General features: G+C 53.5%; 18 protein-coding genes. 10 read left to right on the forward strand and 8 right to left on the reverse strand.

All coding sequences use genetic code 11. The features are described from left to right. Window position 1 precedes the first annotated feature (1 nt). From WG939_RS10870 to WG939_RS10890, 5 genes are read left to right on the forward strand one after another with little or no spacing between them, the layout of a single operon-like run. Entirely contained in the window at window positions 2–2,116 is a 2,115-nt protein-coding gene (locus WG939_RS10870) for an ATP-dependent DNA helicase RecG (RefSeq protein WP_339985655.1), read from the forward strand. 9 nt (window positions 2,117–2,125) lie between these two features. Further along, the gene (locus WG939_RS10875; RefSeq protein WP_339985657.1) at window positions 2,126–2,338 is read left to right on the forward strand and encodes a biotin/lipoyl-containing protein; all 213 of its coding nucleotides are present in this window, start codon (window positions 2,126–2,128) and stop codon (window positions 2,336–2,338) included. Then, window positions 2,335–2,913 (forward strand): 16S rRNA (guanine(966)-N(2))-methyltransferase RsmD, encoded by a 579-nt coding sequence (gene rsmD / locus WG939_RS10880; protein WP_339985659.1) that lies wholly within the window; start codon window positions 2,335–2,337, stop codon window positions 2,911–2,913. The genes WG939_RS10875 and rsmD overlap by 4 nt, the downstream gene beginning before the upstream one ends. Beyond that, window positions 2,904–3,377: a pantetheine-phosphate adenylyltransferase gene (gene coaD / locus WG939_RS10885; protein ID WP_339985662.1), complete on the forward strand. Its 474-nt coding sequence runs from the start codon at window positions 2,904–2,906 to the stop codon at window positions 3,375–3,377. The genes rsmD and coaD overlap by 10 nt, the downstream gene beginning before the upstream one ends. An 11-nt stretch (window positions 3,378–3,388) precedes the next feature. After that, complete coding sequence (locus tag WG939_RS10890) at window positions 3,389–4,129, forward strand: sulfite exporter TauE/SafE family protein (RefSeq protein ID WP_339985664.1); 741 nt, start codon at window positions 3,389–3,391, stop codon at window positions 4,127–4,129. A gap of 71 nt (window positions 4,130–4,200) precedes the next feature. Here the strand turns inward: WG939_RS10890 and WG939_RS10895 are convergent, their stop codons facing one another. From WG939_RS10895 to WG939_RS10915, 5 genes are all read right to left on the reverse strand, one after another. Then, window positions 4,201–4,545: a DoxX family protein gene (locus tag WG939_RS10895; protein ID WP_339985666.1), complete on the reverse strand. Its 345-nt coding sequence runs from the start codon at window positions 4,543–4,545 to the stop codon at window positions 4,201–4,203. Further along, window positions 4,542–5,066 (reverse strand): TetR/AcrR family transcriptional regulator, encoded by a 525-nt coding sequence (locus WG939_RS10900; RefSeq protein WP_339985668.1) that lies wholly within the window; start codon window positions 5,064–5,066, stop codon window positions 4,542–4,544. Before WG939_RS10900 ends, WG939_RS10895 begins: the two co-directional genes overlap by 4 nt. 114 nt (window positions 5,067–5,180) lie before the next feature. Beyond that, entirely contained in the window at window positions 5,181–5,945 is a 765-nt protein-coding gene (locus WG939_RS10905; protein ID WP_339985670.1) for an amino acid ABC transporter ATP-binding protein, read from the reverse strand. Window positions 5,946–5,949: 4 nt separating this feature from the next. After that, window positions 5,950–6,855 (reverse strand): amino acid ABC transporter permease, encoded by a 906-nt coding sequence (locus WG939_RS10910; protein ID WP_339985672.1) that lies wholly within the window; start codon window positions 6,853–6,855, stop codon window positions 5,950–5,952. Window positions 6,856–6,869: 14 nt separating this feature from the next. Then, entirely contained in the window at window positions 6,870–7,760 is an 891-nt protein-coding gene (locus tag WG939_RS10915; RefSeq protein ID WP_339985674.1) for an ABC transporter substrate-binding protein, read from the reverse strand. A 276-nt stretch (window positions 7,761–8,036) separates the two neighbouring features. Here WG939_RS10915 and WG939_RS10920 point away from each other — a divergent pair, with 276 nt between their 5' ends. The 5 genes from WG939_RS10920 (at window position 8,037) to WG939_RS10940 (ending at window position 13,053) form a co-directional block, all read left to right on the forward strand. Then, complete coding sequence (locus tag WG939_RS10920; RefSeq protein WP_339985677.1) at window positions 8,037–8,345, forward strand: hypothetical protein; 309 nt, start codon at window positions 8,037–8,039, stop codon at window positions 8,343–8,345. A gap of 367 nt (window positions 8,346–8,712) precedes the next feature. Continuing rightward, a complete protein-coding gene (locus WG939_RS10925) occupies window positions 8,713–9,450 on the forward strand; it encodes a DDE-type integrase/transposase/recombinase (RefSeq protein WP_339985788.1) in 738 nt (245 codons plus the stop codon). Window positions 9,451–9,526: 76 nt separating this feature from the next. Beyond that, complete coding sequence (locus tag WG939_RS10930) at window positions 9,527–9,790, forward strand: hypothetical protein (RefSeq protein ID WP_339985679.1); 264 nt, start codon at window positions 9,527–9,529, stop codon at window positions 9,788–9,790. Window positions 9,791–10,299: 509 nt separating this feature from the next. After that, on the forward strand, window positions 10,300–10,530 hold the full coding sequence (locus WG939_RS10935) for a hypothetical protein (protein WP_339985681.1): 231 nt from the start codon (window positions 10,300–10,302) through the stop codon (window positions 10,528–10,530). Window positions 10,531–11,085: 555 nt separating this feature from the next. Then, the gene (locus WG939_RS10940) at window positions 11,086–13,053 is read left to right on the forward strand and encodes a hypothetical protein (RefSeq protein WP_339985683.1); all 1,968 of its coding nucleotides are present in this window, start codon (window positions 11,086–11,088) and stop codon (window positions 13,051–13,053) included. Here WG939_RS10940 and WG939_RS10945 read toward each other — a convergent pair. The 3 genes from WG939_RS10945 to WG939_RS10950 are packed head-to-tail and all read right to left on the reverse strand — an operon-like array spanning window position 13,034 to window position 14,922. Then, window positions 13,034–13,882, reverse strand: coding sequence for a DNA adenine methylase (locus tag WG939_RS10945; RefSeq protein ID WP_339985685.1), 849 nt, complete (start codon window positions 13,880–13,882; stop codon window positions 13,034–13,036). The two genes, WG939_RS10940 and WG939_RS10945, sit on opposite strands and share 20 nt — an antisense overlap. After that, window positions 13,869–14,093 (reverse strand): helix-turn-helix domain-containing protein, encoded by a 225-nt coding sequence (locus tag WG939_RS12060; protein ID WP_445227904.1) that lies wholly within the window; start codon window positions 14,091–14,093, stop codon window positions 13,869–13,871. The genes WG939_RS10945 and WG939_RS12060 overlap by 14 nt, the downstream gene beginning before the upstream one ends. Then, window positions 14,086–14,922, reverse strand: a complete 837-nt coding sequence (locus WG939_RS10950) for a DNA-methyltransferase (protein ID WP_339985687.1) — start codon at window positions 14,920–14,922, stop codon at window positions 14,086–14,088. Before WG939_RS10950 ends, WG939_RS12060 begins: the two co-directional genes overlap by 8 nt. Between the last annotated feature and the right edge of the window lie 406 nt (window positions 14,923–15,328).

Raw genomic sequence — 15,328 nt, forward strand, 5'->3', positions numbered from 1 at the left:
GTTGCTGGGATGGGAGGATAGCCGCCCGCTTGGTGAGGTATTGCCGAAGAAGGAAGCGGGGAAGATCACCAAGGCATTCGGCTATCGCACCGTCGGTGAGCTGCTGACTCATTTCCCGCGCGCCTATTCGCATCACGGCAGCGCGGTGTCCATCGAGAATGCTGTGGAGGGGGACCAGGTCACCCTGATCGGTACCGTGATTCGTGGTGGAACCGTGATCACACGGACAGGCAAGAAGCTCACCAAGGTGTCCGTGGACTATGGCCAGGGCAGCGTCGAGGCAACATTCTTCAATTCCTGGGCCGCGGAAAAGCAGCTCACTACCGGGGCAAACGTGATGCTCTCCGGCAAAGTCAAGTACTTCCGGGGTCGCGCCGAGCTGTCGCAACCGGCGTTCATCGTCATGCCACAGCCCGGGGAGAAGCCGAAACGCGCCGTTGGGCACCTGCGCGACCTATCTGCCTACGCCAGCGCCGAAGAGCTGGAAGAGTTACTCGCTGAGCTCGACTACATACCGATTTACCCCGCACGCAAGGGGTACACCGCCTGGGGACTCCTCGGCGCCATCAAGCACATCCTGGAGCACACCCCACCCATAGCTGAACCCCTCGACAGCTTCCCAGGTTTCCTGCCCGATTTCGACACTGCCCTGCGCGCCATCCACTTCCCAGACAGCACCGGTCCCGAGGCCGCGATAGACCGCATCAAATACAACGAGGCGATGGGAATCGCCCTGGTCATGGCGCTGCGTCACGCCGACACCGCCGCGCACAACGCACCCGCCTGCCCGCAGCTTAGCGACGGCTTACGCAATGACTTCCTGTCCGCGCTGCCGTTCCCGCTGACAGACGGACAGCAGACTGTCATTGCAGAGATCTCCAAGGACATCTCAGGCGATACCCCGATGCAGCGCCTCCTCCAAGGAGAGGTAGGCTCCGGCAAGACAATCGTGGCGCTGATCGCCATGCTGCAAGCCATCGACGTCGGCAGGCAATGCGCCCTGCTCGCCCCAACAGAAGTACTAGCCGTCCAACACGCGCGCAGCATCCCCGAGCAACTCGCTGCAGCAGGCCTGCCTACTTCCGTAGTGGCATTGACCGGATCGATGAACACCGCGACAAAGAAACGAGCCCTCCTGGACATCGTTTCCGGCCAAGCCGACATCATCATCGGAACCCACGCCATCATCCAGGAAACCGTGGAGTTCTTCGACCTCGGACTCGTCGTAGTAGACGAGCAACACCGCTTTGGCGTGGAACAACGAGATCAGCTGCGCGGAAAATCCAAACCGGGCATCACGCCGCACCTGCTCGTCATGACGGCAACGCCGATCCCGCGCACCGTGGCGATGACGTTCTTCGCCGACCTTGCCATCTCGACGCTCAAAGAACTGCCACGCGGGCGTCAGGAAATCCAAACCACTGTGGTACCCGAGTTCAAGCCGGACTGGGTGGCACGCGCCTGGGAACGCATCAGGGAAGAAGTTGCGCAAGGGCGCCAAGCCTTCGTTGTGTGCCCAAAGATTGAGGGCGAAGGCGGAGTCGAGGAAACCTTCGAGATGCTCAGCCGCCACGTATTCCCGGAACTGGCCGTCGGCAAGCTTCATGGGCGCATGAGCGGCGAGGAAAAAGACGCCATCATGGCAGACTTCGCCGCCGGTGGGATCAATGTGCTTGTCGCAACCACCGTCATCGAAGTCGGCATCAACGTCCCCAATGCCACCGTCATGTACATACGCGAAGCCCATAACTTTGGGGTGTCCCAGCTGCACCAGCTCCGCGGACGCGTCGGCCGAGGCTCCCACAAATCACTGTGTCTACTTCACACCTCCATGGAGATGGGCACCCCGTCCTACCAGCGCCTCGAAGCAGTCGCATCCACCACCGACGGATTTGAACTAGCCGAACTTGACCTGCACACCAGGCAAGAAGGCGACGTGCTCGGCACCGCCCAATCCGGCACCCGGCGCAGCGTCAAACTCCTCAGCCTCATTGGAGACAGCCACATCATCACCCAAGCCAACGCCGATGCCGCCGCGCTCGTCGCCCGCAACCGCGCCCTCGCCGAAGAACTCGTAAAGGGAATCGAAGGCCAAGACTATTTGGAGAAGAGTTAAGCTAGACACATGAAAATCTGTGCGCCCTTCGCAGGGATCGTCCGCTACGTTGTCAAAGCAGGAGACACCGTAGCCACAGGAGACACCTTGGCACTCGTCGAAACCGTCAAGCTCGAAGCACCCGTCGTCGCGCCGGGGCCGGGCGTGGTGGGCGAGCTGGCATTCGAGGACTTCGCAGACGTCATTGGTGGCGATGAGCTGCTGGAATTGGGGGAGAAGTGACCAGAATTATTTCCGGAGAGGCCCGCGGCCGCAAGATCAAAGTCCCACCAGAGGGCACCCGTCCAACTTCTGATCGTGCACGTGAGGGACTGTTTTCCTCCCTGCAAGTGCGCTTCGGCTTCGACGACGCCCACGTCCTTGACCTCTTCGCCGGCTCCGGTGCGCTCGGCCTCGAGGCAGCTTCCCGTGGCGCCGAAACCGTCGTGCTCGTGGATTCCTCCCGCGAAGCCTGCGAAATCATGCGTCACAACGCCGCGGTAGTGAAGCACCCGCGCGTCACCATCGTCGAGGCCAAGGCCTCCACCTACCTGGCCGGCGCGCCCCGCGAACACTTCGACATGGTACTCATCGACCCACCGTACGAGCTTGCCGACGAGTCCGTCGTCGAGATGCTGCACGCCCTCACGCCAGCGCTTGCCGACGGCGCAGCGGTAGTCGTGGAAAGGCACGTAGAATCGCCTGAAACGGCGTGGCCAGAATGGTTCGTGCCCACCACCCAAAAGCTGAAGAAGCGCACGTACGGTATTGCCCGCATGGACATGGCCGTTTTCCACAAGGAGCTCGTATGCGAGTAGCTTGCCCAGGATCCTTCGACCCCATCACGCTGGGGCACCTGAACATCATTGAGCGCAGCGCGTCGTTGTATGACGAGGTCGTAGTGTTGGTGACGTTCAACCCAAACAAGTCAGGCCTGTTTGAAGCTTCCGAGCGTGTGGAATTGATCCGCGAGGTCGTGGCCCATCTGCCAAACGTCAGCGTGGATTCCTGGTCGGGGCTGCTCGTCGATTACACCACCGCCCACGACATCCCCATACTGGTTAAGGGCTTGCGCTCCTCCCTCGACTACGAATACGAGTTGCCGATGGCGCAAATGAACAAGCGCCTGTCCGGGGTGGAAACGAACTTCCTGATGACCGACCCAGAGCTCGGATACATCTCATCCACGCTGTGCAAAGAAGTAGCCAAATACGGCGGCTCCTTGGAGGGGCTGCTGCCGGATCAAGTGACCACCGCGATCAAGGAGAAGCTGCGCGGGTAATGTAACAACCCGTGGAACTACTTCTCCTCATCCTGTTCATCGTCGCCCTCGGTTCCGGCTTACAACGTGTCGCCGGAATGGGTCTGGGACTCATCGCTGCTCCAATCCTCGCAATTGCGATGGGGCCGGTCCACGGCGTGATGGTGGTGAACGTGCTCGCGATGGTCAATGCCGCAATGACCGCGTACACCGTTCGCGAACATATCGACTGGAAACGCTGCCTCTACATCGGTTCGCCGATGGTGCTGGGCGCAATCGCTGGAGCGCTGCTGATCAAGCAAGTCTCCAACGCCTTGTTGCTGATTATCTTCGGCGCGTTGATCCTCGCTGCGTTGTTTATGGTGTCTGCACTCAAAGGGCGCATGCCGGAGCCATGTGGCCGCGTTCCGATGCTGGTCACTGGCGCAATCGGCGGCTTTACCAATACCCTCGCAGCCGTCGCCGGTCCCGTAATCACGGTGTACGCGCAAGCCGCTCGCTGGGAGCACCGCACCTTCGCAGCCACCTTGCAGCCATTGTTCGTGATCTCCGGCGGCATGTCATTCCTGGTGAAGTCCATCATGGGAGCCGGGGATATTTCCGGAACTTCACCATGGATATGGCCGGTGGGATTGCTCGGCATGTTCATCGGTATTTACCTCGGCACCCAATTGTCCAAGGTTATTTCTCGCGATAAGGCGCACAAGTTGGCGCTGTTGCTGGCAGCCGGTGGCGGTCTGTCTGCGCTGATTCGCGGCGCTATCGCATTGTAGAAACGCAAATTCTCCATATCCACATCGGAGCTTTAAAGAGGAAAACCCAAATGGATACGGAGATTCGACTTTTAACTGAAGTTGAGCGCCAGTGTTAGCGTGACTCCGGAAAAGATCAGCATTCCGAGACAGTTGATCCAGAAGCTTTGATTGAGTAACTTGGCCTTGAAGTGGGCGATAGATGCAGCGAGAAAATAGGCCACAATCCCGGTAGTAGCTGAAATACCTATTGTATTGTCCCATAGGCCAACTATCAGTCCTGTTACTGCCAAGATCTTGATGTAAATCAGTGCCCACCACCATTGCCGGGGGAATCGAACTCCATTGAGGCAGTCGGCAATAAAACGCATCGGTTTTACTGACATTGCTGCATCGGCGAGAAGTGCGATCGCAAGCGGAATGTATACAGGGTTCATCGCGCCTCCAATGTCCTCACTGCGATTGATATTCGGCTCTTGGCTTCCGTTGTGGAATACAGCCCCGCTGCCCAGCCGATGAGGATGCCCAGGTAGGCGTCGTAAAGAACGTCGCCGGAAGCCATGCCTTCTCGTTCCGCCATGTCGAGAAATAATGGCTTCAGTCGACTGAGTGTATCCGAGCTTTCGTTGATGAGTGCTGCGCAGTATGCACGGGAGAGCTCGTCGTGGTCGGTGAAAAATTCGAGAAAGGATTCAATACTCGAGGTGAGGCTCAATCCGGTGATTTCATTGTGAATTTCGCTGATCCAGTCCTCGACAACTCTGATCAGAAGAGATTGTTTCGAGCCGCATTTCATGACGGTTCCAACGCTGACGCCCGCTTGCTTGGCGATGTCTCTGATACTGGTTTCGGAAAAACCGTTGCTATCAAACAATTCGCGTGAAACTTCGAGAATCTTTGACTCTGTTTGCTGGCGTTGGTGTGCTCGAAGAGTTGGGTGAACGTGTTCAGTGAACATGTTCACTACTGTAGGTGGAGTTGCTCAGGATCGCAAGAAACACAAAATCTCCATATCCGCATGGGCAAATTCATAATGAAAACCCCCAGATGGATATGGAGATTAGACAGCATACTAAAGCAGGGAAGACAAGAACGCCTTTGTGCGGTCGTGCTTCGGGTTGTCCAACACTTCCGAAGGGGTGCCGGATTCCACAACGACGCCACCGTCCATGAAGACAATTTGGTCGGCTACTTCGCGGGCGAAGCCCATTTCGTGGGTGACGACCAGCATCGTCATGCCGTCAGCTGCCAGTTCACGCATGACGCGCAAAACTTCGCCGACGAGCTCTGGGTCTAAGGCGGACGTTGGCTCGTCGAAAAGCATGAGCTTTGGCTTCATGGCTACGGCGCGTGCGATGGCGACGCGCTGCTGCTGACCGCCGGAGAGCTGGACAGGATAGGCGTCTGCCTTGTGCTCCAGGCCGACCTTCTTGAGTAGATCCATGGCCAGTGCGCGAGCTTCGGCCTCGGGCATGCCCTTGACCAGGATTGGGGCCTCGATGATGTTCTCGATCACGGTGCGGTGCGGGAACAAGTTGAACTGCTGGAACACCATGCCGATGCCCTGGCGCTGCTTGGAGGCGTCTTTTTCGGAAATTTCGTAAAGTACGCCGTCCTTCTCGCGGTAGCCGATGAGCTCGCCGTCAACGTAGAGGCGCCCACCGGAGACCTTTTCCAGGTGGTTGACGCAGCGAAGGATGGTGGACTTGCCCGAGCCGGATGGGCCGATCAGGCAGGTGACGGAGCCACGGGGAACCTGGAGGTTAATGCCCTTGAGGACGCTGAGTTGCCCGAAGTTCTTGTAGATGTTCTGGGCGTCGATCATCAGATCAGTCATGTTCTTAGCGCTCCTCGGTGATTTCGACATTGCCAGGAAGCTTGCCTTCGGCGTCGGCAAGCGCTGCCAGCTGGCGGGCGGTGAGTTGGCGACGGGCGCCGCGGTCGTAGTACTTCTCGACGTAGGACTGGATCACCATCAGCAGGGAAGTGACGGCAAGATACCAGGTGGCGGCGACGAGCAGCATTGGCACTGGCTCGAAGAGCGCGTTGGAGATGTCCATGGCGCGGCCGTAAAGTTCGCCGGAGTAAGGGATGGCGACGACCAGCGAAGTGGTCTTGAGCAAGGAAATGAATTCGTTGCCGGTTGGTGGGACGATGATGCGCATCGCCTGAGGCAGGACGGTGCGGCGCATGGTCTGCCACCAGCTCATGCCGAGCGCCTTCGACGCTTCGATCTGGCCTTCCGGAACGGCCTGGATGCCGGCGCGGACGATTTCAGCCATGTAGGCGGCTTCGTTCAATCCGAGGCCGAGGACGGCGAGAAGGAATGCATTCTTGAATGCGTTTTCGAGGGAGATTTCAGTGAAACCAAGGTTCACGCTCGAGTAAATCGCGCCGATCAGACCCCAGAACACGAGCTGGACGTAAACCGGGGTGCCACGGAAAATCCACAGGTACAGCCAGGACACGCCACGCATGACTGGGTTAGGGGACATGCGCAAGACTGCGAGCAAGGCGCCGAGGGCAACGCCCATGAGCATCGACAAGACTGTGATGGCAAGGGTGTGCAATGCTGCGGTGGCGATGCGGGTATCGAACAAGTACTGGCGGTAGGTGTCCCAGCCGTAGGCGTCATTGCCTGCAGCGCTGATGACGAACCAGGCCGCAAGTGCTGCCAGGATGGCGGCAGCGACCCAACGGCCAGGGTGGCGAAGCGGCTTCGCCTGAATCATTTCTGGAGTGGTCATTGAATGAAGTCTTTCTATTCGCCGTTGAGGGTCGCTTGCGTCTTGAGGCCTTCGGTCACGCCCCAAGGCTTCAGAGTCTTGGCGTAGTCGCCGGTCTTGATGAGGTGCTGCAGGGCTGCTTGCAGTGCAGGGCCCAGGTCGGAGCCCTTTGGAACCGGCCAGCCGTAGTCAGCTGCGTCAAAGATCTCGCCGGTCTTTTCCAGTTTGCCGTCAGCGCGGGTGACAGCATAAGCGGTCACAGGGGAGTCAGCGGAAGCAGCGTCGGCACGGCCGAGTACGACGGCGGTGAAGGCCTGATCTGCTAGTTCGTAGGACAGCATCTTGATAGGTGGCTTGCCTTGGCTGACGCATTCTTCAGATCGAATCGCGACGTCGTCGGTTTCGGACACCGTGCCCTTTTGCACCGCGACAGTCAAGCCACAGGCATTGTTTGGGTCAATGTTGGCGCCAGGCTGCTGTGCCCACTGGATGCCCGCGCTGAGATAATTGACGAAGTCGTAATTCTTGCGTCGTTCCTCGTTGTCGGTAAAACCGGACGCGCCGAAGTCGAGGGTGCCACCGCTAATCGACGGCAAAATCAGGTTGAAGTCCTGCTCCTGCACGACGAGTTCGAGTCCCATGACAGCGGCTGCTGCGCGGGCAAGGTCTACGTCGATGCCGATGATTGTGCCGTCAGAATCTTTAAACTCCATTGGAGCGAACGGCGGGTTGGTGCCGATGGAAATGGTGCCACGCTGTTTGATGTGGTCAGGGACCATCGCTTCGATTTCCGGAACCGCAGCCGGTTTGATCTCTTCCCAGCCTTCCGGATTACCGGATTCGGTGTTGGTGACGCAGGCGGTCAGAGTTGTCGCCAGGGCTACCGTGGAGAGGAGCCCGGCCAGGCGACGCCTGAATACGTTCATAGATTGTCCTTGTGGGTGCCTATTCAGCGGTTCCATCGTCTGGTTGACGCAGCCTACTGAATAATTTGCATACCCTAGTAATATATGCAGATTTCTTCCGCTGGGCAAACTGTATTTTGCTTGTAGCATGTTTACGTGAAAATTGGTAGCCTCCCCGTTTGCCAGTGAAGTTGTGCCCCACTCACTACTGAGAGGATTGCAATTTTGAGTCCTTTCGGGCCGACTGTTGCAGCTCAGCCGCCTCGGGTGTTTTCGTCTGAGGAGAAGCGGTTTCATGTGGCAATGTATTACTCGCTGAAGCATAGTCAGCGGGGGCAGTACATCCGCGATTTGGGTATTAGTCCCAACACAATCTACAAGTGGCGGGATCAGATGATCGCTGGTGACATCGACACCGGGCTCAGGCCGCGTCAGACTGTAGTTATGAGCACCGATGAAGCCAATGACATCAAGCGTCTGTTGAAAGAAAACGCTGAGTTGAAAAAGCAGAACGAGGCGCTACGCCGGCGAGCCCATGCTAACCAGGAGGCTGCTGAAGCTTTGGGAAAAGCTATCGCCACCTTGCAAAGCCTTTCCGAGGACTAATGCGAGGTGGCCGACGCCTTGCCCCTGGTGACATGGCGGCACACAGTGATTTCCTTGCTTGTGATACGTCGTTGATCAACGAGCTCATTGACGTAGGCCTGTCGCAACGGCGCGCGTTGCAGCTTGCTGGGTGCGCGAAAACAACATGGCGTTATCGCCACCACCCACGCAGGTGCATGTCGCAGCAGACGCGATCAGCAGATCGGCGGAAGATCGATCAGCAAGACACCGCTGCCATCGGCGAGCTCATTGAAGAAGGGATTGTCGAGGGAAGTCGGTGCACCGGGTCTTCTATGACCATCTTGATGGGCCGGATGAGTTGTTGGCATCTTTGCGTACGTTTTATCGGATCGCGAAGCAGCAAACCATGAGGCCATGTGCACGAGGCGTTAGATCCTGTAGTCCCCGGCCTATCCCGCAGGTCAGTGCCACTGGCCCTGGGCAGGTGTTGTGTTGGGATATTACGTGGTTGCCACAAAGCTATTTCGGTAAAGGGCTGCACCTGTACACGGTGTTGGATCTATATTCCCGAAAAATCGTGGCATGGACCATCCAGCATGTTCAAAAACAACAACTCGCCAATGCCCTGATCGCAAAAGCTATTGATGATCTTGGCAAGTCAGGCAAGAAAGTCCAGGTTGTTCATACCGACAATGGCAAGGTCATGACCAGCAACACCATGAAGGACCTCCTGGCCTACCGAGGCGTGTCATTGTCGTTAATCAGGCCGAATGTGTCTAACGACAATGCATTTGAAGAGGCCTCGCACCGCACGATCAAGCATCACCGGTGGGCGCGCGAGGTGTACCCGACGATGGACGACGCTGTCGCCACAATCGGAAACATCATCAACGAATACAACTTCAAGGACCGCCACCGAGGCCTCAATGGGTTCACACCCCAGCAAGTCTTTGATGGATCCTGGGAAGAAATCCTTGATACCAGAGTGAGCAAATACGCACCCTACTACGCCAAGCACCCAGAACGTCGACCATCGAAATACGGACTATGCCCACCACCACACACAGTAGGAATCAACATCGGCAAACAACCCGCCACTACACTAGAACCCAGACATCTGCACCAACTGGCCGATGTCTCTTAAGACCCATCAACGGGTCACAACTCTTTGGCAACCACCGCTTTGGTGAATTTGCACGGAAAGTTTCTACGGTGGTGTCATGCGCAACGAGGGCACTCGGCGGAAGATAGCTGTCCTTCACCTGGAATTTCAGAGTTTTGGTGGTGCAAATGAGACTACACGCTCCGAAATAGCAGAATCGATGCACAACTCGAATACTATTGAGAACTTTACCCTGACTCTACAAGACATGGAAGACATCTTCGTCGGCTTCACCGTCAAGGGCCATACCCTGCGGGAAGTGTATGAAGCAAATGATCCGGCAGGGGCACAAAACGATTGCTCACCACGCGGGAAGAACTAAGCGTTCTACTCATTCTTTCCCTGCGCGGCCTACTGCTGCGGGGCATAAACGATGATTGGGCGGGGCGTTCTTCGACGCCGGGGTGAACCAGTGCGAGTCGGGTCCCACATGGGTGTCAACCCCATGTTCATCGATAAACTCATGTCTGATCTTGTCCAACGATACCTAGAATCGGACCGACACTTTATTGAAGACACTGCATGATTTCATGCTAAATTTGAACTGAGACACCCGCCCGAAAAGTTGCGTCACACTCTTGCTGGCGACGATCTTGAAGGCATGCTGCACGACGTCGCCCCTTGGGGCATCTCATTGGATAAAGATCCAAGCCACGGGGAAGATTTCGCGTGCCCAAGGGACAAGTATTAGGACTGCAGCTTTGTGCATTCTTTCGGTTCTTGGCTTCAGAATCTGCCTTGTATGACGTTCAAGCAGGACATTTTGGAAGTCTTTCACATGTTTGAAGTGGCCGCGTCCATTCCTGTGTTAGGAAAACGTGGTAACGGAATATGTCTGAAATTTATCTCTGGGCCATGGCAGAGCAAAACATTCAGTATCGAAGTATCGTCAGAGTGCCTTTTGGTGTAGGCGCTTTGGGGATACTTGTCTCAAGTGATGTTCCTTTTGGCCTTCAGTTGATTCCAGCCAAAATTACCTTTCCACCTTGGCGATTTCTTTTTATTCAATTCGTTCAGGATTTATCTGCGGAGGGCTACGAGATCGCTAAGAAGAGCCTTTGAATCAAAAAGTTCGAACCCTTCCTGACCAGGTGCTCCTTTTTTCATCGAGCCAAGGGTTATGAAAACAATGTTTGATTTTTCATGAGGGTGGGACATCCCCACTTTGCCATGTTTTCAGCAATTCGGGCCGATGGATTCGCAATGCGGTGTCCGCTAAGCCCAGACTTTCCGCCTAGGTATCATTTATAAATTGGGTAGTGAAGGCTATCCCCCAATAGATGTGGCCGAGATTATAAGTGGCAAAAACTCGCATGCAAAGTAATGTGGGAAAGTCTCGCCGTTCGAAACTAGAGGCATAATGGCACTAAAATTGAAAGTGCAAGCTTTGTAGCAGTTCGAAGAGGTCGCAAGAAAATTGTGGGTTGGTCCGGCCCTATGAACCGCCGATGAAACTTACTACCTTTTGATATTATTGAATAATTTTGGAATCTAGGCGTACCAGGGCGAGGGTCTCCTAGCTAATTCCTTTTAAGTAAAACCTACAGGGAGTGTCCGGTGAGAACAATACGCATACACGGTGACAATGTCGTTGAATGTGAACGGGTCTTGACCTTTATGAGCGATTTTGAGGATCCATCGGCTCGAAAGGTATCGTACGCCTCCAACTCGGTGATTGAGATTAAAACAAATATTATGATTAATGACTTCATCGAGGAGGTCAGATTTCAGCTTTTTCCCGGATTCAATAAGTCCAAACGTGCTCGCTGGAATGTTGATGTATTCGACCAACTACGCCAGGAAGGCAGCATTCTTGATGAAACGCCGGACGCTCTAATCACAATTCTTGATGAGAGTGAAGACACTGAAGAAATACTCTGCGGACTGGAGTTTTGCTCGGCTCTTCAAGCCGGAAACCAAGCGTGGCAAAGATCGGGGCGAGCCTTTTCCATCATGCGGGCCGGATGTCCTTACCTCTACATAGTCGACTTCGTAAAATATGAACTCGATTCAATGCGGAATCGCAAAGCTCTGCGCATGCCAAATCCGCTCGTCCCATTCTCATACACACAAGCAGCCAAAGACTCCGATGTCTTTGTAGCGCAAGTTTTTGTACGAGCTGAAGAATTCAATCCAGACGACCCTTCGCTTAGAGATTTTGATGAATCAATCTTTGGCCATGTGGAGTTAGGGGAGTATCTTGCGAACCTCGTCACTGGCCATGAAACTGAGGACCAAGAGAATCGCTTGAAGGAGAAGAACATAAAGGCAGTGAACTTCTTTGCGAAGAAGACTCGGAAAGGATCGGGATTTAGCGTAGAAGATTGGGAATTTATTAGCGAAAATCATGTGTCAATCGTTGAACAAGCAATTCTTCAGAAACTACCTTGGGCGAAAAAGGTCGCCCAGAAAAGTCTTTCGAAAAAGACAAAGAAAATGATCGAGATTTGCTCGAATTTTGCGGTCGGCCTTGGGGCCACAAACCTCCCATTTGCGTTGGTCCCTGAAGATCAAGTCGAGTCTTTTCTAAAGAAACTGGAGAGAGAAGGAATCGCCCGAAGAGATGTTCTTTCAGAATCGATAGACACGACTTCAGATTTGGTTATCTGTCTGGTAAAGGGATTTAAGCCGCGGGGTGATGACGCTCGACCGGATCGAGGGGTGCTTCCTTTAATTGCTATGTTGCTTGGCGAGAATTTCAATATTCTTACGTACATTTACGGCCCGATTACAGAGAAGCGGTTTTTTGATCTAAGAAACAATCCTAAATCGGTAGCTGCTGAAAGTGGTTTTTGGAAAGTCTTCCTGAGCCTTAGTAACGCTATTATCATCGATTCTCCTGAAGTTGGGAACCCTAACCGATATTTGCAAGGTATTGTGGGATCCCGAGAACTCAAGAATATGTACCTTTCGAAGGGCTCGGACGATAGAGTTTCTTTTCCCGCGGTAAGTATTGACGCTCAGTCTATTCACGAGGACGATGTGGATGCGGTTCTCCATGTTGCTTTTTCGAACTTGCCAGAAATTTCGAGATTTGAGGGGTTATGTAACCCTCCTGGCGGGGACTGGTCTGGTCTATCTCTCCGAGTGGATGACCTTGAAAGTCGTTGGCTGTCATTGCCGCGTGTCAGTGCCCAGGTCCAAGGGAAACGTCCAGACCATGTTGTTCAGCTATTCCCAGAGGATGGAGCCCCATTCATTCTTTCGGTCGAATCCAAGGATCGCTCCAAAGACCTCGAGCCCAACGTTGGTAACAGTCTCGTGAGGTACATCGTACATCTGGTGCAGTATCTGCCGAGTGCTTCTCGTCTTGGTTCAGGAGACTGGGCTATCGCCAAGGACCTAGCTGCAATTAACTCAGAGTCGATTGTTTCCGGAGCTGCCTATATTGCATCGAATACTGACGATTTACACTTGCTTGGAACGAAGACTCAGTGTGATGTTTTCTTCGCCTTATCCTATCAACAAGACGAATGGCTCGTTGAAGTGAGAAACCGCTCAGCGAAGGCGGAGCAATTCGAAGCGCTAAAACTTCTATTTGAGTCTACAGACAAAATTGAAGGTATCAGCGTAAAGTTTCAGTGAATATGCCTGGATCGACATCATAGTTGAGAAAAAGGGATTCGTAAACGGGCTCCACTTCTTTGTCGATTACTCTCCGGAAAGTCGAGTGTCCTGACTTTAACAAGAGTTTTGTCTTGTAAAGCTCAGACGGAAGGCTGTGGTCGTATTCTTTTTCCCCTCGACTTCCGTCAAACGAAAGAGCCCAATGGATGCCTTTGCTATTGAGCGAATCTAAGTAGGAGAAGAATTCAGAATAATCAATCGTGGGCTGCTTGAAATACCGGCCGACAGTGTTCATATAGGGCGGGTCTAGATAAATGAAGTCGCCTGTTGTTGCGGATTCAGTTGTTTCTCGATAGTCGCCGTGCAAAAACGACATTTTTGCAAGTCGTAAACTCCAATCAACTAAAATATGTCGAAGCGTATTAGGATTAATACCGGGGCGCGACAAATGGAACGAGTTATTGAACTCGCCCGCGCTGTTAAAACGAATGAGCCCATTTACGCAAGTTCTCGACAGGAAGAGCAATGCACGAGGATCACCAGTTCGGTTGAAATAGTCTCTCACAACATAGAAGTGGTCAGGTTTGTTGGTTTGCAGCACAGTCCAATGCTCTTCGTAGTAGTCTGCTGCAGCTTCCGGAGAACTCAGAATCAAGTTCCAGAGCTCGATCAGCGGCTTTGAAAGGTCACCGGCCACCCCATATTCGGGAGATATTGCGTATGCAACTGAGGCCCCACCCACAAATGGCTCGAAATAAGTCTTGAATGAAGGGGCGCATTTCGCGATGAAGTGAGCTTGGCTCCGTTTGCTTCCGCTCCACTTAATGGCTGGTCTAATCGTGCTCATTGCAAGTCTCCCCATCGGTGAGATCTTCTGGATCAATTTTTAGCGTTTCGGCAATATGCAATAGGCTTGTCTGGTAGGGAGACTCTCCATTTAGCAGCTTATATAGCTTTGGCCGAGATACCCCAGAGCGGTTGCTTAGCTCGGTAATCGATCGGATACCGATTTCAGCCATCGCGACCCGAATTTTCTTGCCTGAGACCTGTCTACGCATCGAAGACCGCCAACCGTGATAGATCTAACTCAGTTTGAGGTGTCTTTAGGCGAAGTTTCGCGAGATCCACAAACTTGGATTCAATCTCAATTCCGATATAGTTGCGTCCCAGTTCCATAGCCGCCAAGCACTCACTTCCTGATCCGGCGAAAGGGGTGAGTATTAAATCTCCCTGTTTGGAAGTGAGTTGGATCATTCTTTTCAGTAGGCGAAGTGGTTTTTGGGTGGGGTGCTTGCCAAATTCTATTTCGCGCCGTTCTTTATTGTTGGGAATGTCCCAAACAGTCCTCATTTGCTTCTCAGGTGTCTTGAGGCGGTCGTAAGAATAATCGCCAAATTTGGATTCTTCGTAATTGAAGTAGTATTTGCGGTCTCCTCCCTTATGTGGGTGAGACCAAAGTATAGTCTCGTGGCTTGCGGTAAGACGCCGGCCAGACAGATTGGGAAATGCATTCCGCTTGTACCAAACTACTTCATTGATGATTTCGATATCAAGGATTTGGCAAATGAAATTGACTAATCCTATATTGTGGTATGAGCCAAATGTCCAAATAGAACCTGTTGGTTTCGTGATTCTTTTTACTTCAGCTAGCCATAAACTTGTAAATTTGAAATATTCCACAATGTCCAAATTGTCCCAATCTTCCATTACCTTATTCCAGTTTCCTCCCATTCCGGGAAGGTGTGCGGAATTGTCCCATTTCCAGGCGGTGCCTTTGGAAAGATTGTAAGGCGGGTCTGCGATTACTAGGTCCACTGAATTGTCTGGCATTTTCTGCATTACTGAAATGCAATCGCCATGGATTATTGAATTTAGAGGTATATCCATAGGGTAAAGTGTATCTCAGGAATGACAAAATGTCAAAGGAGACTTACGGGAGTGGGGTTGTGTGCCTTAAGGGTGGTTAAATATTGGATAATGGGGTTAACTATGGCGAATATGTTCTGGGCTGAATTGCTAACTATTGGGTTAAATTTTGGCATGGGAGTTGGGGCTTTGTCGGTTATGCTGCAACTCAAGGGTAAACACTAAATAACTCATCTTTGAAGAATGAGCAGGGCTGCGGGATGTATCGTTGGCTCTACTTCGAGACTCCCGGCAGGTGGGGTGGCGCTCAATTGTGATGGGGTTTTGAGGGTTGCCGGGTCAAAACTTAGGCAATCGAGGCAAAGATTAGCGGCAGCCGTCTCCATGTTCCTAAAACCCTGGTCCCGAGGTGGACATCTCCCTAAAA

Source organism: Corynebacterium sp. H130 (assembly GCF_037572395.1).
GTDB lineage: Bacteria > Actinomycetota > Actinomycetes > Mycobacteriales > Mycobacteriaceae > Corynebacterium.

Coding starts and splice junctions, on each gene's coding strand:
- WG939_RS10875 (WP_339985657.1), top strand. CDS start 2,126: ATGAAAATCTGTGCGCCCTTCGCAGGGATCGTCCGCTACGTTGTCAAA.
- coaD (WP_339985662.1), top strand. CDS start 2,904: ATGCGAGTAGCTTGCCCAGGATCCTTCGACCCCATCACGCTGGGGCAC.
- WG939_RS10895 (WP_339985666.1), bottom strand. CDS start 4,545: ATGAACCCTGTATACATTCCGCTTGCGATCGCACTTCTCGCCGATGCA.
- WG939_RS10900 (WP_339985668.1), bottom strand. CDS start 5,066: ATGTTCACTGAACACGTTCACCCAACTCTTCGAGCACACCAACGCCAG.
- WG939_RS10905 (WP_339985670.1), bottom strand. CDS start 5,945: ATGACTGATCTGATGATCGACGCCCAGAACATCTACAAGAACTTCGGG.
- WG939_RS10910 (WP_339985672.1), bottom strand. CDS start 6,855: ATGACCACTCCAGAAATGATTCAGGCGAAGCCGCTTCGCCACCCTGGC.
- WG939_RS10915 (WP_339985674.1), bottom strand. CDS start 7,760: ATGAACGTATTCAGGCGTCGCCTGGCCGGGCTCCTCTCCACGGTAGCC.
- WG939_RS10925 (WP_339985788.1), top strand. CDS start 8,713: ATGAGGCCATGTGCACGAGGCGTTAGATCCTGTAGTCCCCGGCCTATC.
- WG939_RS10930 (WP_339985679.1), top strand. CDS start 9,527: ATGCGCAACGAGGGCACTCGGCGGAAGATAGCTGTCCTTCACCTGGAA.
- WG939_RS10935 (WP_339985681.1), top strand. CDS start 10,300: ATGTCTGAAATTTATCTCTGGGCCATGGCAGAGCAAAACATTCAGTAT.
- WG939_RS10940 (WP_339985683.1), top strand. CDS start 11,086: ATGAGCGATTTTGAGGATCCATCGGCTCGAAAGGTATCGTACGCCTCC.
- WG939_RS10945 (WP_339985685.1), bottom strand. CDS start 13,882: ATGAGCACGATTAGACCAGCCATTAAGTGGAGCGGAAGCAAACGGAGC.
- WG939_RS12060 (WP_445227904.1), bottom strand. CDS start 14,093: ATGCGTAGACAGGTCTCAGGCAAGAAAATTCGGGTCGCGATGGCTGAA.
- WG939_RS10950 (WP_339985687.1), bottom strand. CDS start 14,922: ATGGATATACCTCTAAATTCAATAATCCATGGCGATTGCATTTCAGTA.